General features: G+C 57.2%; 11 protein-coding genes. 3 read left to right on the top strand and 8 right to left on the bottom strand.

Annotated elements, in window-relative coordinates:
• Positions 1-278: 278 nt before the first annotated feature.
• From panD to ACIPR4_RS01040, 6 genes are all read right to left on the bottom strand, one after another.
• Positions 279-701: an aspartate 1-decarboxylase gene (gene panD / locus ACIPR4_RS01065; RefSeq protein ID WP_013566790.1), complete on the bottom strand. Its 423-nt coding sequence runs from the start codon at positions 699-701 to the stop codon at positions 279-281.
• Positions 702-705: 4 nt separating this feature from the next.
• The gene (gene coaBC / locus ACIPR4_RS01060; protein ID WP_013566789.1) at positions 706-1,950 is read right to left on the bottom strand and encodes a bifunctional phosphopantothenoylcysteine decarboxylase/phosphopantothenate--cysteine ligase CoaBC; all 1,245 of its coding nucleotides are present in this window, start codon (positions 1,948-1,950) and stop codon (positions 706-708) included.
• Positions 1,947-2,807 carry a pantoate--beta-alanine ligase gene (panC, locus tag ACIPR4_RS01055; protein ID WP_013566788.1) on the bottom strand — a complete coding sequence of 287 codons (861 nt, stop codon included), beginning with the start codon at positions 2,805-2,807 and terminating at the stop codon, positions 1,947-1,949. The genes coaBC and panC overlap by 4 nt, the downstream gene beginning before the upstream one ends.
• A gap of 3 nt (positions 2,808-2,810) precedes the next feature.
• The gene (panB, locus tag ACIPR4_RS01050) at positions 2,811-3,713 is read right to left on the bottom strand and encodes a 3-methyl-2-oxobutanoate hydroxymethyltransferase (RefSeq protein ID WP_013566787.1); all 903 of its coding nucleotides are present in this window, start codon (positions 3,711-3,713) and stop codon (positions 2,811-2,813) included.
• Positions 3,714-3,808: 95 nt separating this feature from the next.
• Positions 3,809-6,367, bottom strand: coding sequence for an amylo-alpha-1,6-glucosidase (locus tag ACIPR4_RS01045; protein ID WP_049780754.1), 2,559 nt, complete (start codon positions 6,365-6,367; stop codon positions 3,809-3,811).
• Positions 6,368-6,469: 102 nt separating this feature from the next.
• A complete protein-coding gene (locus ACIPR4_RS01040) occupies positions 6,470-9,958 on the bottom strand; it encodes a TonB-dependent receptor (RefSeq protein WP_013566785.1) in 3,489 nt (1,162 codons plus the stop codon).
• Between the two features lie 155 nt (positions 9,959-10,113).
• Here ACIPR4_RS01040 and ACIPR4_RS01035 point away from each other — a divergent pair, with 155 nt between their 5' ends.
• Together ACIPR4_RS01035 and ACIPR4_RS01030 are read left to right on the top strand one after the other, a co-directional pair.
• Entirely contained in the window at positions 10,114-11,466 is a 1,353-nt protein-coding gene (locus tag ACIPR4_RS01035; protein WP_013566784.1) for a hypothetical protein, read from the top strand.
• 422 nt (positions 11,467-11,888) lie between these two features.
• Positions 11,889-15,578, top strand: coding sequence for a TonB-dependent receptor (locus tag ACIPR4_RS01030; RefSeq protein ID WP_144312267.1), 3,690 nt, complete (start codon positions 11,889-11,891; stop codon positions 15,576-15,578).
• A 139-nt stretch (positions 15,579-15,717) separates the two neighbouring features.
• On the opposite strand, the gene ACIPR4_RS21345 is transcribed toward ACIPR4_RS01030, so the two are convergent.
• Positions 15,718-18,807, bottom strand: coding sequence for a sensor domain-containing protein (locus ACIPR4_RS21345; protein WP_013566782.1), 3,090 nt, complete (start codon positions 18,805-18,807; stop codon positions 15,718-15,720).
• Between the two features lie 624 nt (positions 18,808-19,431).
• Here ACIPR4_RS21345 and ACIPR4_RS01020 point away from each other — a divergent pair.
• Positions 19,432-21,948, top strand: coding sequence for an Ig domain-containing protein (locus ACIPR4_RS01020; RefSeq protein WP_013566781.1), 2,517 nt, complete (start codon positions 19,432-19,434; stop codon positions 21,946-21,948).
• Between the two features lie 161 nt (positions 21,949-22,109).
• On the opposite strand, the gene ACIPR4_RS01015 is transcribed toward ACIPR4_RS01020, so the two are convergent.
• Positions 22,110-22,310: a cold-shock protein gene (locus ACIPR4_RS01015; protein WP_013566780.1), complete on the bottom strand. Its 201-nt coding sequence runs from the start codon at positions 22,308-22,310 to the stop codon at positions 22,110-22,112.
• Between the last annotated feature and the right edge of the window lie 445 nt (positions 22,311-22,755).

Here is a 22,755-nt window from a genome sequence, read left to right as displayed (position 1 = left end):
CTTCGTAATGAACGACCGGGGGAGATAACTAAGTGGCCGAGCCGCAACAAAAAATACCGCGTGTGCAGTTAGAACTGCATCTATGCAAGGCATAAGTGAGCTGTTTTGTCTTGCAACCTTTGACGAGATTTAACTACAGAAAGTCTCTAAAATTTCATTAAAGTTTTTACTGAATTTTTATCTACTTAGAAACCACTAGGACGTTTGCCTTAGACCGTGCAGCGATATGAATGCATTGCCGTAATATGACACGGCGTGATGCCTTAAGCAAAACCAATTCAGGAAAGAAAGATAAGTTCTTCTGCGGTTGCGATCTCTTCAGCGGTCTGTGCGTGATCCTCACGAAGAGGACGGTGGGTGGCTTTATTTTCGCGATCGACAAACACAAGCGCAGGATGATGTTGCGCCGCTTCCCTTTCGTCATACCAGCCGAAGACAAAGATAATAATCTTGTCTCCCACAGAAACCCTGTGGGCCGCCGCACCGTTCGCGCAGATTACGCGCGATCCACGCGGAGCACGGATCGCATACGTTGTAAGTCGCTCGCCATTACTGACGTTCGCGATGTGGACCACTTCATTCTCCTGGATCCCTGCAAGGTCCATAAGATCTTCATCGATCGCAAGCGAGCCGACGTACGCCGTATTGGCTTCGGTTACGACGGCGCCGTGAATTTTGGAGCGAAGAAAATTTCTCAGCATAGTGTTAGTGACTTTCTGTTGCAGCTAAGTTCCCGCCTGCTTCCGATCGATCCGTTTTCTGATGCGTTCGCAGGCGGAGAAGCTCGTCCAGAATGCGATGCGCCATCTCACGCTTACTGGAACGAGACAGAGGAATCTCTTCATAAGGAGTAAGGAAGAATCCCGCATTGTCCTCCGCATCGAAGCCAATTCCCGGCTGGGAGACATCGTTAGCCACGATGGCATCCACGTTCTTTTCTACGAGTTTGCGCCGTGCCCGCGTGAGTAGATCTTCCGTCTCTGCTGCGAAGGCGATCACAAGTGTACCGGGCTGGCGCTGTGCTGCGACCGCGTGGGCAATGTCTCCCGTTGGTTCGAGCTGAAGCGTTAGCGCGCCGGACCGTTTCACTTTTTGAGAAGATGGATCGCTTACGCGATAGTCCGAAACGGCGGCGGCTTTGATGACCACTGTCGCATCCGGCAGACGATCCAGGACTGCGCGACGCATCTCTTCCGCAGTACGAACGCGGATCACTTCGGATGTAGCTGGCGCGGACTCTCCCGATGCAGTCACAAGAATCACGCGTGCGCCACGATCCATGGCTGCCTGCGCGAGCGCGTGCCCCATCTTGCCGCTGGAGCGATTGCCGATGTAACGAACAGGGTCGATGGGCTCTTGCGTTCCGCCTGCCGTGATGAGCACCGTCTCCGTAGAGAGGTCGCTTTTGACCGTAAGCAGGCGTGTTACTTCGTCCGCGATATGCGTGACCTCTGCCAATCGGCCGCCGCCTATCATGCCGCACGCGAGATAGCCCGCATCCGGCTCCACGATGAGGACGCCCCTTCGACGCAACAGTTGAAGGTTGGCCTGCGTCGCGGGATGTTCCCACATATTCACATTCATCGCGGGGGCGACGATCACGGGAGCCTTCGTCGCCAGAAAGATGTTGAGGAAGAGATTGTCCGCGATGCCGTGTGCCATCTTCGCAAGGCTGTCCGCGGTTGCGGGCGCAACCACGAGCGCGTCGATGGAATGAGCGACGGCGATGTGTTCGATGGAGAACTCGTCACTCCCTTCCACAGCGGGCTGCCACAGTGAAGTCAAAACCTGCTTGCCGGTAAGTGCGGCGAACGTGAGCGGGCGGACAAACTCCTCCGCCGACGGAGTCATGACGACCTGCACGCTGATCAGCCGACGCTGAAGTTCGCGGGTTAGTTCAGCGGCCTTATACGCGGCGATCCCGCCGGTCACTGCGAGAAGAATGTTCATGGCGTGTTCCCCGAGGGCAGAACAATGTTGTCGATCAGGCGGGTCTTGCCAACATAGGCAGCAACCGCTACGAGCGCGCCTTTGTGCATCGTGGTGATCGCTTCGAGCGTCCGAGGATCGACGACCTCGGCATAGTCGAGACGAATGCCCTCGGCAGCCGCAAGGCAGGAACGAAGATGTTCCTGCAGAACGCGCGCATCTTTCTCCTGAACGCTCATCGAAGCGATGGACTGCAGAGCTCGAGAGAGAGCCAGAGCATGGATACGCTCTTCGGCGCTGAGATAGCGGTTGCGCGAACTCAGCGCTAGACCATCCGGCTCGCGCACCGTGGGACAGACGACCAGATCGAGATCGAAGTTGAGATCGCGTACCATCGCGCGCAGCACAGCCACCTGCGCTGCGTCCTTTTGCCCGAAGAAGGCCGCATGCGGAGCGACGACGTGAAAGAGCTTTCCAACGATCGTGGTGACACCACGAAAGTGGCCCGGTCGCGACTTACCGTCAAGTCGATCCCCGATGCCACCGACTTGAATAAAAGTGGTTGCGTGCGCGGGAACCAATTCTTCCGCTGCCGGAGCGAAGACCAGGTCCACACCTTCTTTTAGAAGCAATGTGCAGTCCTGATCGAAGGTCCTGGGATAGTGAGAGAAGTCTTCACTGGGGCCAAACTGAAGCGGGTTGACGAAGATGGAGACGGCCACAAAACGACAGCGCTCTTTTGCAGCACGAACGAGCGCGAGATGCCCGTCATGCAGTGCGCCCATCGTCGGAACGAGACCGAGCGTCGCCGTGGCATCGCGCTGCAGCAGTTCAGAGCGCGCCGCGCGCAGTTCCGCAACGGTAAGGAGAATACGCATGGCTTAGCGCCTCTTCGCGGGTACGAGATCTGGCTCGTTCAGTTCCTGCAGCACGTCGTGCGAGAGGTGATAGCTCTCTGTATCGTTGGGAAAAGTTTTCGCAGTGACAGCTTCGCGATATGCTTCGAGGCCACTGCGAAAGAGTTCACCAGCGTCTCCAAAACTTCGAACAAACTTTGGCGTGTGGTTGAAGGTAAGTTGGAAGAGATCGTGAAAGACGAGGATCTGGCCGTCGCACTCAGGCCCCGCGCCGATGCCGATGGTAGGAATCTCCAGGCTAGCCGTAATGCGTGTGGCGACCTCGCGCGGAACGCCTTCGAGCACAATCGCAATCGCACCCGCCTGCTGCAGAAGAAGCGCATCTTCGCAGAGCGTTTCAACCGCCGCCAGGGTGCGGCCTTGCACCTTGTATCCACCGGTGCGATGCACCGACTGCGGCGTGAGGCCGATGTGACCGACGACGGGGATCTCCACCGACGTCATTGCCGCGACAAGATGCACGCGCTCCGAGCCGCCTTCGATCTTGACCGCCTCCGCGCCAGCTTCTTTTACTAAGCGCATGGCGTTGCGCACAGCGTCTTCCGTGCCAAGGTGATAGCTGCCATAAGGCATATCTGCGACGAGAAGCGCACTGTGCACGGCGCGGCGAACGGCACGTGTGTGATGCAGCATCTCTTCCATCGTAACGGGTAGCGTGGACTCATAGCCGAGAACGGCCATGCCCAGAGAGTCGCCGACGAGAAGAAGATCGATGCCAGCTTCGTCGACAAGACGCGCGGTAGCGTAGTCATAGGCTGTCAGTGCTGTGATGGGAGTTTGGCGTCGCTTCTGGTCCTGCAGGCTTTGCGGGGTTGTTTTACGCGCGCTCATGCTGTGCCCCTGCATACCGGGTTGAATCAGACTCATTGGATCCCCAGTGCCGCTCCGTGAGATACGCGGATGCAGCCCGAACAGCTACTAGTATACGTAATCCTGCAGCGCAAGGCACGTCGCGGCGCCAGCTACCACTTCAGCTCGACTTCCTGCTGGGCATACTCTCCTGCAGTTGTAACCGGCGCCATCACCAGAAGGTTATCGCCAACCATCTGCGCGCCTTTCAACATGGGCACGCGACTCGCGTTTCCATTGCGACGCAGGTGCAGCAGTTGCGTCGATCCCGAGGGGCCTTCCAACGTGAGTTTCAGGCCGCGCTCGGTGCGCTCTTCCTGCGTCACCTTCCACTGCTGCGTCGTCTCGCCCGGCACCGCGATCTGCGGCGCAAGAGCGACTTCAAAAGCGGGCAGCTTCAGCGTGACGTGGTGGCGCGTTGTAGTTGCGCTCTTGCACTCACGTTTTGTATCCAGAACAGCCTCCGTCTGAATGCAGAGCACCGTCGATTTATCGCTGACGACCTCCAGATCAAGATGCTCTCCACGACGATGCATCGTGATGTCCAGCATGGCTTCGCCGAAGGCAATGTGGTGCAGCTTGGCCTCGTGCCAGTCCGCGGGAAGTTGGGGAGAGAGATGCAGCAAGTGGCGTGGCACATCGATCTCCACGCCAAACAAGCCGCGCACAGCAGGCGTCAGCGTCATCGCGGAGGACCAGAGTTGATGCGAACTCGAACGTCCCAGCGGCTGGTAGAACTCGCCCGAGAGCACTTCCGTGATCGCGCCGGGATCCTGCAGCCACGTCAACGCGATGTTCTGCTCCAGGTCCGCATACGCTGCCAGCGGCTTGCTGTTGCGATACTGCGCCATCGCCGTCCATCCTGTGTAGAGCGGCCATACTGAACCGTGGTGATAACTGATGGGATCGTAGGTGGCAGCGCCGGTCTCCATGGATCGCATACCCCAGTCCGTTGAAAACTTATGGCCCGCCCAGCGTGAAAGCTGCGCGTCGGCCTGCGGAAGCTTCAGGCCACCATCCCACCATGCGACTGACGGAAAGACAGTAGGCTGTGTGTCGAAGCTTCCGTCCTGATTGCGGCTGAAGTTATAAAAGCCGCCATCGTTATGGAACTCGGCAAGCTGCTTCTCGATTGTAACTGCCGTGTCCTTCGCCTGCGTCGCGAGATCGGTCTCGCCCATGCGCGTCGAAAGCTCCGCCATCGCGGCGCTCGATTGCTGATCCAGAGCCGCGAGATAGACCTCCTGAAAGGGAGCCTTCGGCACCCACTCTTCTACCCATCCGGTTCCCTGCGTGTTGTCGTAGACGCCACGTGTCGTGTGTGCTCGGGTGAAGGCGTAGGCGCGCTTCACGTTGTCCCAATGCTGCTTAAGGTATGCCGTGTCGCCGCTTGCACGAACGTAGTCCGCCATCTGCATCACAAAGAGCGGCGTGGAGTCCGCTGCCGCATAAAGATACGGAAGGCTCTTCCAGTCCAGAAGATCCGCCGTCTGTGAGTACTCGTGCATCATCTTGCCGTCTTCGCGCTGGTGCGCCAGGAGGAAGTCCATGGACTCACGGCTTAGCGCAAAGTCGCCGTAGCTATTCACCGCATAGAGCGTGAAGAGCGTGTCGCGGCCGAAGAACCAACCGAAGCCAGGACGCGCGGAGTCTCCAGAAATAAACCATCCGCCAGCAAGGCCGCTGCCGGAAGACGTCGCCACCTTCGATTGCTCGATCGACACCTCTGCCCAGCGCATCGCGTCATTGAAACGCGCATCCGGAGTTTCGACCACGAGCCTCGTGTCGAAGAAGTGCGCGTAGAAGTCCGCCGTGGAGCGATACAGCTTCTCCACATTCGCGCTCGCGTCTGCGATAGCAGACCGCATCTTCGCTTTGCCGTTCTCCACCGGAACGGCGCTCGCATCCGTCACCGCCGCGAGTAGAGGAAAGTACCTGCCGCTGTCCTTCGCGGGATCGAAGGCGATGTGGAAGCTGAGAGACTCGCTCTTGGGTGCTTCCTGGAAGGGACGAACCAAGCCGGGTGTACTGCCAGGCATGGCCACCATGCCGTAGAAGTTCGGGTTGTCGCTCTCCAGTTGAAACGCTCCGCCGTTACCCATAGGAACCCAGCCTGCGCCGGGACGTCCGAAGTTCGGCGCGGGCCACTGCCGTTCGAGCGAAGGCTCAAAGCTCAGCGTGATCTGCGCGGGGCGCACGGAGTGTATTTCAAGCAGCACCATCGCGGACGCAACACCTGTCGTTGCGCTTCGTGGAATAAAGAGATGCTCTTTTATTGTGATGGCCGCGTGCGCAAGCGTGATCGTCGTGTGATCCGGATGCACCTCGATCGTCGACGCCTGCTGGTTCATATCAATCACAGCACCGTAGCCGTCGAGCTGCGCGGTCAGACGTGCGTTATGCAGAATCTTCGTGGGCAACAGCCATAGCTCGAACGTGCCATCCTGCTGTCCAATGATGGCGCCGCGCTGTCCCGTCACGCTGAAAGGCCGATTAGCCTGCGCAGGCTGGCGGATTGTCAGGGGATTCTCGCCGAGGTCAAAGTGATCGACGGACGACAACTGCGCTACAGGCAGGCTTTGCTGCGCGAAGGCGCTTACGAGCGCGGCGGAAAATGCAGACGCAAGGCAGAGAGCACGGAGGGAAGCAGTAGAGAGCAGTCGCACGTTCATAATCCTTCGATGGGTTGAACCCATCGCATCATTCAAACTCAAAACTTGTTACCGCAAAAATTTGGGGCTGCCGTTGTGGCAGCCCCATTCAGGAGGCACTTTTTAGAACGTCAGGCGTGCAGCAAACTGCAGTTGGCGCATCGTGGAGTTGCTCTCCAGGCTGGTAATGCTGCCGCCCGTGGAGCAGTCGATGCAATGCGAGTTGGAAGCAGTAGGAATATCCAGAGCGGCGTGATTGAAGACGTTGAAGGCCTGGAACTGGAACTGTGCCTTCACCCTCTCCGTGATCCCGACGTTCTTGATCAGAGCTGCGTCTGCAAAGTAGTCACGCGGTCCAACGAACGTGTTGCGTCCGATGCTTCCGAATGTTCCAAACGCGGGACGGGAGAAGGCTCCCGAGACCGCACCATTGCTGGCCAGCGCTGCTACCGGTACGAAGTACTGCCGTGAATGTGTCGCCGAGTTGAGACCGCCTGCCTTCATCTGGAAGGCAGAGGAGTCTCCGTTCGGGCGGCAATCGCTCGTCGCACCGTTCGTGCCTGCGTTCGTGTCGAGATCCTGGTCCAGACCGCACTCGGCGTAGGTCGCCGTGAACGGACGTCCAGCTTCCCACGTCGACGAACCAGACAGTGTCCAGTCGCCGATGATGGAATTCACCAGACGGTTCGAGTTCGCAGCAAACATGCGGTTCTTACCGAAGGGTAGATCGTAGACGCCGCTCACCACGAAGACCTGTGCGCGATTGGTATCGTTTCGACCGTAGCTGAACTGGCGATAGTTGGTGAAGGCTGCATCGTTGGCGTAGTTCATCGCCTTCGACCAGGTGTAGTTGGCGTTGAAGCTCAGACCGTGCGCAAAGCGCTTGTCGATCTTCGTCTGCAACGAGTGGTAGTTCGCACGGCCCGAAGGAGCAGCCGACGTCATGCTGTTACTGCAGCAGATCGTTGCTGCGCCGTTGTACGTGCCGACAAACTTGCCATTGAAAGGACGACGCGATACCTGCGTGTCCGTGCCGTTGCGGAAGGTAACCGCGTTGGTCGGCAGCGTGGGCTCGTTCAGATCGTAGCCGTAGGTTTCACCCGGATACACGCGCTCGCCGACGTTGCCGACATACGCGATCTCCGCTGTGAGGTTGCTGCCGAACTGCTGCTGCACCGTGAGGTTGAACTGGTCCACCTTCGGCAACTGAATCCGCTCGGGGCGGAACTGCTGACCGTAGGCATCCTGGAACGGAATGATGCCGCTCGTCGGAATGGGGAGGGACGTCGGACGAACCGGCGGCGCGGCCAGCGTGGTGACAAAACCACCGACTGCACCGACGTTCGAGAGACTCTCGTTCGCCTGTACCGGCAGGTTGTGCGAAAGGATACTGCCGTAGATGGTGCCGAAGTAACCGATGGTGTCATACACCGTACCCACGCCACCACGGATCACCGTGTTCGGGTGAACCTGATAGGTGAAGCCGATGCGTCCAGCGAGGTTGGTGTAATCCATCTTCTGATTGCCGTTGGTTCCGAAGGGGCCAACACCCGCGACGCGAATGCCGCCAGTCTGCAGCGAAGCAAATCCGCCGTGACCTGCACCGTTCACCGTCTCCGGGAAGATCACATCCCAGCGCACGCCGTAGTTCAGCTGGAACTTGGGTGTCAGACGCCAGGAGTCCTGCGCATAGAATGCACCGCGCTTTTGATAGCTGTATTGATCGTTCACAAACACGTCGAAGCGCTGAAAGGTAGCCGCTGCGCCGAAGAGAGCCGAAGCCAGATCAAGACCCGAACTGGTCGCAGTGGCCGTGCTGCTGCCCGCAAAGACGAAGCGGCCCGCGCGGTTGGAATCGCTGGCGTTCCGAACGTTCTTCGCATAGCGAAGATCGCCACCGAACTTCAGGGTGTGATTGCCCCAGACCTTGGTCCAGTTGTTGACGAGCTGGAAGACCTGCTCGCTCTCAAGTAGAGGGCAGTTGCAACCCTGATTACCGAAACCGCTGATACCGCTTTCGTTGAAGTCATACGTCGGAGAGCCCGAAGTATCTCCATTGACGTTCAGGTTCGGAATTCCGGCAGCCGCCGCAGGCGCGGAGCCCGCATCGTACTTGTTCTCCGCCACGTGATAGCTCAGGAAGCCGCCACGCAGATCGGTCAGCAAGGTCGGCGTCACAGCATAGTCAAAGCCCAGCGTGGCGCTCTGGTTCTGCGTGGTCGTCAGACCCGAAGTTCCGCCGATGCCAAAACCCGCACCACCCGCAGCTCCGAAGACCGGAATACCGACGAGGCGGAAGAGAGCATAGTCATAGCGTCCGAAGAGGTGAAGCTTGTCGCTCATCTGGTGATCCAGACGAAGGTCGGCCTGATCGCCGTCGACGCGTCCGTTACCCGAAGCGACGTAGTTGTTGGTTGTGCCGACGCCGGTGGTGTTCGGTGCGGGAAGACCCGCAAGGATTGCGCGCGCCTGGGCCGAGAGAGCAGCCGTAGGAATCTGACCGTTCAGATACGTCACGCCGGTGACCGGGTTACGTAAAGGAGCGGTCGTGTACTGGCTGAGATCGCAGGTGCCGTTCCCGGTGATGCAGGTGTTACGCGCGAGTGCCGTTGGAACGTTCTGCAGCAGGCTGTTACCGACGCGGCGGCGAAGTCCCTGATAGTCCAGGAAGAAGAACGTCTTGTCCTTGATCACTGGGCCGCTGATCGAACCACCGAACTGGCTATAGAGTTCGCTGGGGATCGTCTTTCCAGTGACCGGGTCCGGCTGGTACTGGGTAAAGGGGTTCCGCGCGTAGAACGCATCGCTGTGGCGATACCAGAAGGCGTCTCCGTGGAACTTGTTGCCGCCCGACTTGGTGGTGACGTTCACAATGCCGCCAGCTGCTCCGCCAAACTCAGCGTCGTAGTTCTGTGTGGTGAACTTCGTCTCCGCGATGGAGTCCAGCGTGGGGTTAATCACGATGATGCCCAGGATGGGATCGCGATTGTCCGTACCGTCCAGGATGAAGCCCTGTTCGCCGTAGTTGGAGCCATTGGAGTTCAGTTGGATGCCGCCCTGAGGATTCTCCGGTCCAGCGATGTTGAAGCTGGCGTGCTGCATGCCCGGCGTGAGCAGGGCAAACTGGGTCAGATTACGCGTGAGGTTGGGAAGATTCTGAACCGCGCGCTCATCCATGATCTGGGCCACGTCTGCGCGGTCGGTCTTCAGGGCCGGAACATCGCCGGACGAAACTGAAACCGTAGTATTGCTGCCCGCAACCTGCAGGACCTGATCTACTTGCTGGGAAGCGTCGGCGTGGACGATGATGTCCGTGGTGGTGGAAGGTGCAAAGGAACCCGACTCGATCTTGACCGTGTAGGTGTCCGGGATCAAGTGGTCAGCGCTCCAGGCTCCTGTGCCATTCGTCTGGACTGTCCGGCTAATGCCTTTTTGCTGATCCGTAATGGTCACGGTCGCATTGGGAATCGCCGCTCCGGTGGAATCTGTTGCTGTTCCGTACAGTGCTCCAAAGATCGCCTGCGCAGAACCATGGCCAGCACCCAGCGTAGCCGTCGTGGCTATCGTCAGGGCGCTCAGCCACAAGCGGGCTGTTTTCATATACTTAAACATTCTGGTCTCCTAGTGAAACCCACGGGGATGAAATTCATCCCAGGGTGACGCTAAACATTGCAGCTTGCATCCAACAACTGTCACCGTATTCACGGTGCACGCTGGAGCTTTCACGGGTGAACCGGACCGTGAAATGGCTGAGAAGTGAAGGTCGAATGTTGTCTGTAAGTGCTTCATATGAAACGCTCAACACTCTGGATGACCCACGTGCGGAACTCACGCACCGGATCGTTGCCAGTTCCCACCTCAGTGGGTCGCCAAAGCTGTGCGAATTCTTCCTATACGTCGTGGACTGCTGCCTAAGAGAGGCCCCAGAGGACGCTACCGAGCAGCAGATCGGGGTAAATGTCTTCCACCGCATCCCGGGCTATAACTCCAGCGACGACTCTATCGTTCGCTCGCAGGCGCGTCTTCTTCGCCTCAAACTGACGGCTTACTTCGCCCGCGAAGGCGAGCATGAGCCCCTCGTGGTCGAGATTCCCAAGGGCCACTACCTTCCTGTCTTCCACCCTTCAGAACATCATCAGAGCTTGAGCGGGTCGGCGACCGAAGTCATCGAGCCGATCATCCTTCCGCCTGTGAGCGGGCATAACGACCACCTGGAAGCTGCAGCTCTTCCCACGCCTGCCACCGACTCCCTGGAGACCGAACTTCACCCTGGCGACCATGTTGTGGGGATCGATGCGCGCTTTACGATGCAGCGAAAGGTCTTCCGCCGCTCCATGAGCGCGCTGGTTGCCCTCTTTCTCCTTGCAGTCGGGTTAATGGCCGGCATCCTTCTCGGCAGGCACAGGCCGACCATCCGGCCCACGGCTGTGGATCGCCTGTGGAAACCCTTTCTCAAGAGTGCCGAACCCGCTCTTGTCATCTACAGCAACCCAATCTTCAGTGGAACGCCGGACGAAGGCCTGAAACTCGTTCAGCCCGATACCCCGGAGTCTCAGGTAGCCGCGAACCGCACGCTGGACGAGACTTATACGGGTACCGGCGAAGTCGTCGCCGCGCACATTCTCAGTAAGCTCTTCGACCAGCGCGGCTCAGACTTCGTGCTCAAACGCAGCCGCCTGGTCACATGGGACGAAGCCAAGCTGCGCAATCTGATCTTTATGGGGGCTCCCAGACAGAACGGTGCATTGCATGATCTGCCCTCAACGGCAGACTTCACCATCAATCTAAACGCGCAGCATACCGGCTATATCGCAAATCTCCATCCCCGAACGGGCGAACCGGCGGCCTTTATTCCCTCCTCGCCAAATGAAGAGTTCGCCATCGTTGCCATGATTCCGGGAATCGATTCGGGTCGGCGCATCGCCGTCTTCGCTGGCCTGACGACGAACGGGACGCAAGCCGCAGTGGAGTTCGCCGCTTCGCCTCACGGAGCTGCAGCATTATTAGACAAGGCCGGAGAAGCAGACGGCTCCGCAAAGCCCTTCGAGGCGGTGCTGCATATCTCGCTCTCGCGCGGTGTGCCGCTGAAGGCAGACCTTATCGCGCTGCACTCGCACTAAACGACAACCCAACCGGCCCGTCATTCGACGGGCCGGTGTCTGCTTTAAAGTTTCTTTAAAGATCTGGTTTGTGCGCTCCGCGCGACCCCGCCCTTTCGCCAAAAGCGCGAAAGGGCGGGGCACAGACAGCTTCCCTCCACACAGAATCAGCCTGAGCACAACTTTTCCGGGTGGCCCATACATCGCGCTCTTTGCGATGTATGGGCTTATGCGTAAAGCGCATCCTTCGCTTTAGAAACTCTTATCTCTGCAGGAAGCGAATCCTGAATGCAATTGTGTGGAATAAATCGGTGGCCGGCGCGTTTAGAAGTAGAACCAAAGATTCAGGCAATTCGCTCCCGGAAACAAGCCTTCGAGATCTGGCTGTGGGACTTAGAGCGACTTATAAAACTTCTTACAGCCACAATAGAAAGTCTTTATTCATGCTTATTCGTTCTTCTTCGTTTTCGCGCGTTCAGCTCTATGCACTTTGTTTCATGGCCTTCCTACTTTCGATGCCTCTTATCGCTCAGAATATCGTGACGGCCCAACTTAGTGGTATTGTCCGTGATCAGACGGGAGCCGCGATTAGCAATGCGGCCGTGACTGTGACGGATTCATCAAGAGCAATCTCCCGTTCGACTACGAGCGATGCGATGGGAAACTACCTTGTACTGCAATTGCCTCCAGGGACTTACAGTATTACGGCAGAGTCTGCAGGTTTTGCCAGGTTCACCGCGAATCATGTCGTGTTGACAGTGGGAGAGCAGGCAGCACTTCCGCTAACCCTCTTCGCGGCCGGAAGCGAGGCGATTACCGTGAACTCCGACGCCAATCTGATTGAGACGCAGGGCAGCGCGCAATCTTCTTTGATCGACCAGCTTCGCATCAATAATCTGCCTACAAATGGCAGAAACTATATTAATTTTGCACTGGTCAACTCACAGATTGCACGAGATGCCGCACCGCCTGTCGGGGCCCTTATGACATCGGGCCTCAACTTCGGCGGTATTCGCGCTCGCTCAAACTCTATCAATGTAGATGGAGCCGATGCGGGCGACTACATCTCGGGAGGTACGCGTGCCACCGTCTCGCAGGACGCCGTGCAGGAGTTTCAGATTATTACCAATGGCTTTTCCGCAGAGTATGGACGGGCCTCAGGCGGTGTGGTCAACATTGTTACCAAATCCGGAAATAACACTACCCATGCGAGCGCCTTTGGATTTCTACGCAATCGCTATCTCCAGGCAACGAATCCTTTCAGCACAGTCGATCAACCTGCATTTACCCGTGTGCAGGCCGGATTCACTGTAGGCGGCGCCATTGTTCGCGATAAGACATTTTTCTTCTTTTCGACGGAAATTACCCGGCGTCAGGAAACAGGATTTTCGACCATTGGTTCCGATAACTTCGGCCTGACCAACATCGATGTCAGTAAATTTTATGGTACTCCGGCCGGATCGCTCATGGTGCAAGGCACACCGGACCAGGGTTCCTTTCTGGCTTCAGCGCCAGCCAATACACCCGGGATACAGGAGTACGTTGCCCTTGTTGGATCGAGCTCTTCGCTCGCTGTTACCGGGAAAAATCCCGTCTTTCTGCAGCCGAGCCTTGGGACGAATAACTTTGCAAGCTCAGGGCAGGTAACACCTGCTTCGTATGTTGCGCTCAATAGTCTTATTGGAAACTTTCCAGTCTCCGAAAAGACGGAAATCTACTCTTTGCGGCTCGATCATAAGCTGACGAGCAACCAGCAACTCATGCTGCGATCCAGCTTCAGCCCAAGCTTTATGAGCGGTATTCAAGAGAGCGCGGCCAATCAAAATCTTGGGCAAAACTCTTTCTCCCGAACGGCGGCACAGCGATACCACGATCTTTCTATCGTTGGGCAACACACTTTGCTGCTTGGCAGCAACAAGGTGAACGAGCTCCGTTTTCAGTACTCGCGCCATCCGGTCAATTATTCGCCGTCCAATGCTCCCGGAAGCAATAACACGGCCGTGAATATTCCAGGCTTCGCTTATTTTGGCAAGACACCCTTCACCGTTGAAGACCGGATCGAAGACCAGTATCAGCTTCAGGATTACTTTACGTTGACTCGCGGCACACACACGTTCAAGGCAGGCATTGATGTGCGAGATATACCCATCAACATTAAACAGGCGGAGTTGTACTCCGGCGGGGATTACACCTTTGCCGGTCTCGACGCCAGCAGCCTGGCACCGGCGTTTAGTGGCCTCCCGAGCTTTTCGCCAATTCAGGCGTACGGGCTTGGTATACCTCAGTCTTTTGTACAGGGAGTCGGTCTGACGCGCTACAAGTACGATCTGAAGACGCTGGGAGCATTTTTGCAGGACAACTGGCGCCTGACGCCGACCATCACGCTTAACTACGGTGTGCGTTACGACATTGAGGCGTTTCCTACCCCGGGCTCCCTCAACGCCAATACCTATGCTGCGGAACGGGCCTTCGGCGTTCGTCAGGGTATTCCATTGCGAGCGAACAACTATGCGCCACGCATTGGAGCAGCGTGGAATATTCACGGAGAAGACAAAACTGTACTCCGCGCCAACTACGGATTATTCTATGACCGCGCTCCGGGACCAAGTGAAGCAGAGTCGACCAGTTACAACACGTATACGGTTCCGCTGGTCATTCTTGCAGGAGGCTCACCCTGTACCGCTGCAAGCATAGCGAGTCCGCTCAATCTCAATGCCACGAATACCTTTCAGGGATCGCTGACGAATGCGAATTGTGTCACCGGTGCAAACTTAAACTATCTTCCGGGGCAGCAGAGGTTTAATCCCAATAGCACCGACTCTGTCTTCAATAATCAAAACTTCCTTTCGCAGGGATTTCCCCTGGCAATCCTGCCCTCAGGTCTTCCTATCGATCTCCACTACCAAACTCCCTATGTCCAGCAGGTCTCTTTGAGTGTGGAACGAAGCTTTGGCCGGGATACTTCGCTTACGCTGGCCTATAACTCCACAGGCGGTCGCCATCTCAATCGTCCGGTCAATGTCAATCCGGTCAATCCTGCATTGCTTGTTGCGAACTGGCGGAATGCAATAGATGCTGCTCAGGCTGGAACGGCATCGGTTCTTCCGGGTACCCCCCAGTCCGCGGTGGCTTCGGCCACGTCAAATCCCCTCACCGTTGCTACCGCTGCTGGAACTCTTCCGTGCGGATCGGGCCCGAGCGGTCCCTATGTCACACCAGCAGCGCTGAACTTCTTTCGACGCTCAGGCCTGAACACATCGCTGGCCCAATTTTTGACCAGCCAAGGAGCAGGTGCATGTATCGGACTCGCTAACCAAATTGCCACACTCGATGGACTTGGAGTCGGCGTTCCGGTGCCTTTCGGCGATATCAATTCGAATCTCACCACGGGGACATCGGCCTATAACGCGCTCTCGATCAATCTGAAAAAGCGCTACGCAGAGAACTATGAATTTTTGGTGAGCTACACCTGGTCCCATGCGATCGATGACGCGACCGATCTCATCTCCACATCCGATGGCCCGCAGAATAACTTCAACCCAAATTCTGAACGGGCAACTTCTTCCTTCGACCAGCGTCATCGTCTGGTGCTCTCAGGCGTTTATAACGTCGGGCGCGGGGGTAGCAACGGTCTGATGCGCCGTGTCTTTTCCAATATGACCGTAGCGCCGATTATCGAAATTGCCTCCGGCAAGCCATTCAATATTCTTACGGGTACTGATACGAACTTCGACTTCAATCCACTTACGGATAGACCGAATGCTGTCCCAGTGAATAGCGCGACGACGAGCTGCGGTTCCGCTCCCGTACGCTCAAAGTTTTCGCCAACGGGGGCTTTCAATATTCCCTGCTATATCGATGCTCCTGCGAACGCTGGTCCCGGTGATAGTAATTTCAATGGCTCACTCGGACGGAATGCAGGTTTGAAGCCCTTTAATGTATTCACTGACTTCCGCTTCGCCAAAACATTTACTGTCGAGCATGGTCTTACATTTCAAGCAACAGCCGACGTCTTCAACCTCATCAATAAGAACAACACGCTCGATGTAGATTCTCTCTATAGCGATGCAGGCAGGCCAACCTCTGCCTATGATGCGCGACAATTTCAATTCGGAGGACGAATCTCTTTTTAGAGTTTTGCCGTTCCCGAGGTTTTCGGATTTCATTCCGAAGACCTCTCTTTTCGTGAAGTTACTTTTCCCTTCCGTAGCGAAGCGAAGAAAATCTGTTTTACAAGGTCTTCCTTTGAGAGCCGCTTATACAGAAGCCGCCCTACGCGCCCACCTTGCTGCCCTGCAGGACCTTCATCAAATCTGCGACATCCATCGGACGGTGGTAGAAATACCCCTGCGCCTCGTGGCAGCCTTTGGCTCGCAGGATATCGCGCTGTCCCTCCGTCTCCACACCCTCTGCCACTACCGTTACTCCAAGCGTATTGGCCATGCTGATCAGAGAGCCAACGACCGCATCGCAGCCAGGATCATCTTCCAGGTTTGTGATGAAGCTTCGATCGATCTTGATCTGATTGACGGAGAGTTTCAGCAGATAAGAGATGTTCGAAAAGCCGGTGCCAAAGTCATCGATGGCCATTTGTACGCCCTGGGACTGCAAATCCTTCAGGGCCTCCCAAACAAGCAGGGAGTCGCTCATCAAAACCCCTTCCGTAATCTCGATCTCAAGCATCTCTGCGGGGAACATTGTCTCCACGAGAATCAAAGCCACCCTGGCCGCGAAGCCTTCCCGCTCCAGTTGTCGAGGAGAAACATTCACAGCCAGCCTTAGGGGTCTGCCGATCGAATCGGAGAGGGCCTTGACGTCATTGCAGGCTGTTCTAAGAATCCATTCTCCGAGAGGTGCGATCACGCCGCACTGTTCTGCAATGGGAATAAAGTCGCTGGGAGGAACAACTCCAAGCCTTTCGCTCTTCCATCGCGCCAGGACTTCGACGCCGATGATGACATCGTTCGCGAGGGCGACCTGGGGCTGGTACACCACGGAGAACTCCTGCGACTTGATCGCTTTCTTAAGGGCCATCTCCATCTGGAGTCTTTTGGTTGTGGCGTCCGCCAGACCTTGTGTGAAAAGACGATAGCTCTGCTTCCCGGAACCTTTGGCGTAATACATCGCCGCATCGGCGTTCTTGAGAAGGTTTCCCGAGGTGGCTCCGCCTTCGGGATAGATGCTGATGCCGATGCTCGCCGAGATCGGTAAAAGGTCTTCTCCGATCAAAATCGGCTTCGAAAGTGTCGCCAGCAGTTTTACGGCGGCGGTCGTCGCGTCCTCCTCCGATGTAATGTGATCGAGAAGGACCGTAAACTCATCGCCGCCCATGCGGGAGACGGTATCCGTAGAGCGCAGAACCTCCTTTAGCCTTTGCGCAATGACGATCAGGACTTCATCTCCGGCATGGTGCCCCAGGGAGTCGTTGATGTCTTTGAAGTTGTCGAGATCGATGAGCATGAGAGCACACTTGCCCCCGTATCTCTGCACCCTGGCGAGAGCGACATCGACCCTATCCTTAAAGAGAATGCGGGTCGGCAGGCCCGTCAAGGAATCGTGGTGGGCCAGGTGGGAGATATAGTCTTGCTGCCGCTTTCGTTCTGTAATGTCGTAGGCGATGCCCATGTAGCCCGTTTCGTGCCCATAGTCATCGGTCAGTGCCGTCACAGTGAGTTGCACGGGCAGCCTGGATCCATCTTTTCTGATGTAGGTCCATTCGTTTTCCTCGGCCATTCCCCGCTTCGGTCCCACGATAAAGACTTCCATGTTGGCTGCTACGGGGACGCCCATACCGGCGGAGAGCTCTGCGGCCCGCAACTTCAGCTCGACAGGATCGTGAAGGGAAAGGGGAGTCATCTTCCCCACCATCTCGGCCTTGGTGTACCAAAGCATCCGCTCCGTGGCAGGATTCACGGCAACGATATTGCCTTCCAGGTCAGTCACGATGGTGCTGAAGGGCGAAGCGTCGATGATCGCCTGGGTAAAGCCGAGGGCCTTCTCCAGCTGAATTTCCATGCGCTTCCGCAGACTGATATCTGTCGTCGTAATCGCGATGCCATCGCCCAGACGGACGACCTGGAGATGGACCCAGGCGGCATCGACGTCGACGCTGGAGACCGAGGCTTCTTCATTGAAGGGGATTCCCGTCTCCACAACCTTTCGGTATTTGTCGAAAAACCCTGCTGTCCGATTCATCGGAATCTCTGTGCAGAGCCATTTGCCCAGGAGGTCGGCCGATCTCCGGTGAATCAGCTTTTCGGCGTGCCCGTTCAGGTACACGAAACGGAAATCAATGATCTCGTTCCGCTCGTCGCGAACACTGTCCAGAAGATAGAAAGCACTGAGACTGCTCTCCATCGCGGCGATAAATCGGTGCTCATTCTGATTCGAGCGCTCTTTTTCAAGGATCAGCGTGTCGACCAGAGGCTTGACCGCACGCGTAAGCAGAGGCCAGGAGAGGCCCATGAGGACGAAAACGACAAGAGCGATTGCACCCACCTCAAGATCGAGGGGGATAAGCGTTTCCCAGACGGCGACCGTCTTCGTCAAAGCGAGACCTGTGCTGCCCACCGGTACGGATGAGGCAAGCACTCTGCCCACAGAGGTTCTGGTCCAGTACTCCGTGGAGGTTTCTCCAGCAAACGCGCTCTGGATCAACTGCAATCTCTGGTCTGAAGTATCCGTGAGCGTAAAGGGTCCATTTTTCGAACGACTCGCGAAGCACATGGCTCCAGAGGAGATCGGCCCGCAGAGCATCATGTCATGGGTTTTGCCGTTCTCAGGGTCCTGGCGAAAGATCTCATCCAGAGTAGGAATGGGCTGCTGAGCGACCATCGTACCCAGAAACTCGTCCTTGCTGCTTTTCAACTCGTGCCTGGTTTCGAGGTAGAAGCCGTTGTTCCAAAGAAGCCGGGCGGGCAGGCTGGACTTGAGCGGAACGCTAACGATGGACGACGGCAGTGGAGCCCCGCTCCGAATGACGATTCCATCCGGGCGAACGATCGCAATGGAGGTAAATCCGAGGTCGTGCAGAAATTCGACGGGCCGCTTAATGGTGTCTGTCGTGAGCCTAGCGGCTGCTTCGCTGGGAAGACGGCTGAAATCGAGGACTTGTTCGCTACCCGCAGCAATCTGTGCGTTGCGGGTTCGATGGCCGATCGTTGCGGCGAAGACAAAGCCGTCTTTCCGAGCATCGCGCGATTGACCACCCATGGCAGTTGAACGCACATGGAAGTAATCTCCAGCGGCGGTCAGGCCAAGAAGAATCGCTGCGAGGACGAGCAGCGTGAGGAACGCTGCCGAGATGATGCCTGTGGCATGGTTCGTCGTCGTGTCTGTTTTCCGATCTGTGGTCCTCTTCATGGTTCTTCACCAGTGAGAAACATTGGCTAGAGGAAACTTCGGTCCATTCGGAAGTACTTCACACATTGTGCTCCCTGGGACGTGATGCTCATCCATACCCACCAGAGAGCGCGGAGCGAAGGCGTGCGGGTCAGCTACCGAAACGGAATCACCTCTCCTCTGTAGAGAGACCGACTCGTGTACCTCTTCGCGCTCAACTTGATGGGATGTCCACCGCAGCCTGCAGGTACACCGAATGCTCGATCTTGCTGGTTATTCCGCTTGCGGTGCACAATATCGTTCTCAATATGGCATGATGCGCATTTTTTTGCATAAAAAAGACATGCCTATAGAAACACAGTTTTTAGCATAATCGCTGTGTTTTTCCCATAGATTATGGGGTTTCTCGAATTGCATGGGTGGTGCCAAATTAAAAGTGGCAAATAAGTACCACAATCTGGCCCAAATGTGGGAGTGGCGGGATTCGTCCTGCTCCCTACACTTCAATCATTCGCGGGATTGATTTTTCCCTTCTGCTAGGACCCCGCACACGAATGTCATATCGCAGAAAAATGCGCTTGGCGCATCGGGGAATTCTTGTTTCAAAAACGGCCTGCACCTGGGCCAGCACGATACGGAGGCAGCATGAACTACTTGTTGAACAAACGGAATCAGTTCGAAGGAACGATCACCAAGTGCGACGGTTGGATCAAGCCCCTCTGCCTCATTGCAACATTGGCCCTTACTGGATGCGGTAGCGGCATTGCTCCCAAGTCTGCTTCCACCGCGACCTCGCCGACCGACCCGACGTCCCCCACAGCGCCACAGGTTGTTGCCCTGGCTATCCGCTCTTCGGCGCTGCCGACGGCTACGATCAATCAGCCCTATAGCGCGGCGATCTCTGTCACGGGTGGAACGGCTCCTTATACCTGCTCCGTCCAGTCGGGCACGCTACCCGTTGGTCTGCAGCTCAACGGCTGCGCGATCAAGGGAACTCCCGAATCCGCCGCGAAGTTCACCGGAACGATCGCCGTCTCCGATGCCAGCACACCGGCACAGCAGGCTACGGGCCAGTTCACACTTCCCTTGCAGTCAGTCCTCAGCATGGATAGCACGCCGCTTCCAACACCCACGGTGAACACCGCTTACACCGCGCAGGTCAAATTCCTCGGCGCAATCGGTAGCGTCGTCTGCCAGATCGCTGCAGGCACGATTCCCACGGGCCTCAGCTTCAACCCCAGCACCTGCGCCTTCTCCGGAACGCCCACGACGGCTGGCAATTCGAGCTTCACCATCGCAGCAACGGACGTCAACGCGGACACCCTTCAGGCTCCGGTCGTCCTGAAGGTCAAGGCCACACCTCTGAAGGTACTGACGGCGAGCCTCCCAAACCCGGTCAAGGGCGTGGCCTACTCGCAGTCTATCCAGATGTCGGGCGGAGTGGCCCCTTATCTCTTCGCGCTCGCCTCTGGAAACCTGGCCAAGGGCCTGACTCTCTCGACGACAGGCGTGATCAGCGGTACACCGACTGACGCAGGTGCGACTTCCTTCACGCTTCAGGTCACGGATTCTGAAGATGCGGTCCAGAGCATTCAGCCCTCGTTCCTTTCGCTCGTGACTTACCCCGTGACGCCCGCCAGCGGCCAGCTTGCTGGATCGTATGCCTTCATGATGCAGAGCATCGACAAGTCGACCACGGACAGCACACTTTATCGCAGCGCAACGGTTGGCAGCTTTACCGCCGACGGCAACGGCCTGATCACGGACGGCGAACTGGATGCCAACCATCACACCACCACCAACACCAGCGGCTCGATCCTCGCGTCTTCCTTTCTGGGAACATACACGGTCGGCGCGAAGCGCCAGGGTCTGATCACGATCTCCACCTTCAACACGGACGGCACCATTGCCGCAACGAACACCTACGCGATTGAAGGTTCTGCGGCTACCGAGACTTCCACCGCTGCCCTTCCCGCAGACGGCGAAGCCGGTTCGATGATTCTGCAGGACCGCACAACCCTCGCCCAGGGCCTTACGGGCAGCTTCGCTCTCGGCCTGCAGGGTGAGACCCCCTGCCAGGCAAACTGCGCGGCGGGCACACTCTCCGGCACCGTGGCGCAGGTCGGCCAGTTTGTCGGCGAAGCGAGCGGCGTAATCAGCTCCGGCATGGGCGACGCGATGATCGCTTCGACGAATATCCCCCAAGCAAACCTCTCCGGCAAGTATGGCAAGGCCGATCTGAACGGCCGCGTCGAACTGACGCTGGCTCTCGCGGGCGCACCAGCTGACACCTATCCCACCCACTACGCCGCCTATATGCTCAATGCGCAGCAGGCGTTCATCCTCTCCGAAGCCGACCACAGCTCGCACATCCTGCTTGCGGGTTCGGCCCAGCGCCAGAGCGATGGCGGTTTCACCGACGCGGCTCTCTCCGGTGCGCTCCTTGGTTATGTCACCTCGGCCGCCGACTCCTCGGCCCTGAAGGTCAGCCCCCAGGTGGTCGCCGGTTCGTCGGTCTCGACGATCCTGCGGGTTGCCGCCAGCGGCGACGGGCGCTGCGCTGTCACCAATACCGACACGGGCGGCCTGGAAACGCTGCTAAAGAAAGCCACTGCAGCCGGTACGGATGCCAGCGTGATCAGCTCGGTCCGCACCGCCGCACAGTCCACCGGTCAGGCAAGCTGCCAGGTTTCGGCCAACGGCCGCGGCACTCTGAACCTGCCGGTAACCTCCACCACGTCCAAGACACGGACCATGTATCTCACCGCCGCCAACCGCGGCTACTTCCTGGACACGTCCTATGCGGCGCTCGGCAAGTTCGAGCCACAGATGACGGAGACGACGAGCATCGCAGCCTTTGACGGATCCTATCTGATGGGCGCGTTGAGCGTGACCGCCAACACCTCCGCTGGCAACCTGGGAACGATCACGGCAGACGGAACCGGTATCGCAACGGTTACCTCCAACGTTCCCACAAGCGCCTCCACCGTTTCGCCAGCCGCTCCCCGGAGCCTGACCTATACGGTGACGGATGCCACGACGGGCCGCTTTACCTTCCTTCCCGGATCGACGACCTTCTACCAGGCATCGACGGGTCGGTTCATCGCACTCAATACGGATCCCACCATCGACTCTCCCCCACTCATGGCCATCAATCGCTAACGCGGGATTGACTGAGTGCTTCACCTCTCCCCGGCTGTCCTGCTCAAATGCAACAAAAAACCTGCTCCTCAGTTGAGGAGCAGGTTTTCTTTTGGAACAAATAAGCAAGCAAAAGAAAGAGGCGACTCCCAGGGAGTCGCCTCTTTCAAGCTAGAAAAAGCTTATGCAACCTGAACGTTCTCTGCCTGCCAGCCCTTGGGGCCCTTGACGACGTTGAACTGAACGTTCTGACCCTCTTGGAGCGAACGGAAGCCATTGCTCTGGATCGCGGTGTGATGTACGAATACATCCTCGCCGTTAGCGCGGCTGAGGAAGCCGAATCCCTTTGCGTCGTTGAACCATTTCACTGTTCCCTGTTCCATTGTTTGTTTCCTTATGAATCGATGTACCGCCGAACGCAACTTGGAATAATCTGCGAGTACGGCAAGCCAAACAAGCAAGAAGACCAGATCAGATTCTACGATCACTTTCTATACTACACGTTCTGCTCATTGACGGTATTAGCTCCGCCGTTTTATTCCATAGCAGTGCAAATAAGTTCCATGCCGCCATTCTCTGTCAGCCATAGCGCAGCGAAGGATGGCAAAAAGATTCATGTGCCCCATTCTTTCGCGGCCTGATCGCGAAAGAATGGGGTCGCGCGAAGCGCATAAACCGGATGCCGTGGAGATCTTGGATGCGCTTCGCGCATTACCCACACATTGCAAAGAACGCGATGTATGAGGCACCCGTCTCGGGGTTTTCCTTGTGCTGCGGGATGACAAAAAATGCGGGGCCGCTAGCGGCCCCGCATCCTGAAAAACCACA

The sequence above is a fragment of the Terriglobus saanensis SP1PR4 genome, from assembly GCF_000179915.2.
In the GTDB taxonomy this organism is placed as follows: Bacteria; Acidobacteriota; Terriglobia; order Terriglobales; family Acidobacteriaceae; genus Terriglobus; species Terriglobus saanensis.
This window is presented reverse-complemented; position numbering and strand designations above follow the sequence as displayed.

Coding starts and splice junctions, on each gene's coding strand:
- panD (WP_013566790.1), bottom strand. CDS start 701: ATGCTGAGAAATTTTCTTCGCTCCAAAATTCACGGCGCCGTCGTAACC.
- coaBC (WP_013566789.1), bottom strand. CDS start 1,950: ATGAACATTCTTCTCGCAGTGACCGGCGGGATCGCCGCGTATAAGGCC.
- panC (WP_013566788.1), bottom strand. CDS start 2,807: ATGCGTATTCTCCTTACCGTTGCGGAACTGCGCGCGGCGCGCTCTGAA.
- panB (WP_013566787.1), bottom strand. CDS start 3,713: ATGAGTCTGATTCAACCCGGTATGCAGGGGCACAGCATGAGCGCGCGT.
- ACIPR4_RS01045 (WP_049780754.1), bottom strand. CDS start 6,367: ATGAACGTGCGACTGCTCTCTACTGCTTCCCTCCGTGCTCTCTGCCTT.
- ACIPR4_RS01040 (WP_013566785.1), bottom strand. CDS start 9,958: ATGTTTAAGTATATGAAAACAGCCCGCTTGTGGCTGAGCGCCCTGACG.
- ACIPR4_RS01035 (WP_013566784.1), top strand. CDS start 10,114: ATGTTGTCTGTAAGTGCTTCATATGAAACGCTCAACACTCTGGATGAC.
- ACIPR4_RS01030 (WP_144312267.1), top strand. CDS start 11,889: ATGCTTATTCGTTCTTCTTCGTTTTCGCGCGTTCAGCTCTATGCACTT.
- ACIPR4_RS21345 (WP_013566782.1), bottom strand. CDS start 18,807: ATGAAGAGGACCACAGATCGGAAAACAGACACGACGACGAACCATGCC.
- ACIPR4_RS01020 (WP_013566781.1), top strand. CDS start 19,432: ATGAACTACTTGTTGAACAAACGGAATCAGTTCGAAGGAACGATCACC.
- ACIPR4_RS01015 (WP_013566780.1), bottom strand. CDS start 22,310: ATGGAACAGGGAACAGTGAAATGGTTCAACGACGCAAAGGGATTCGGC.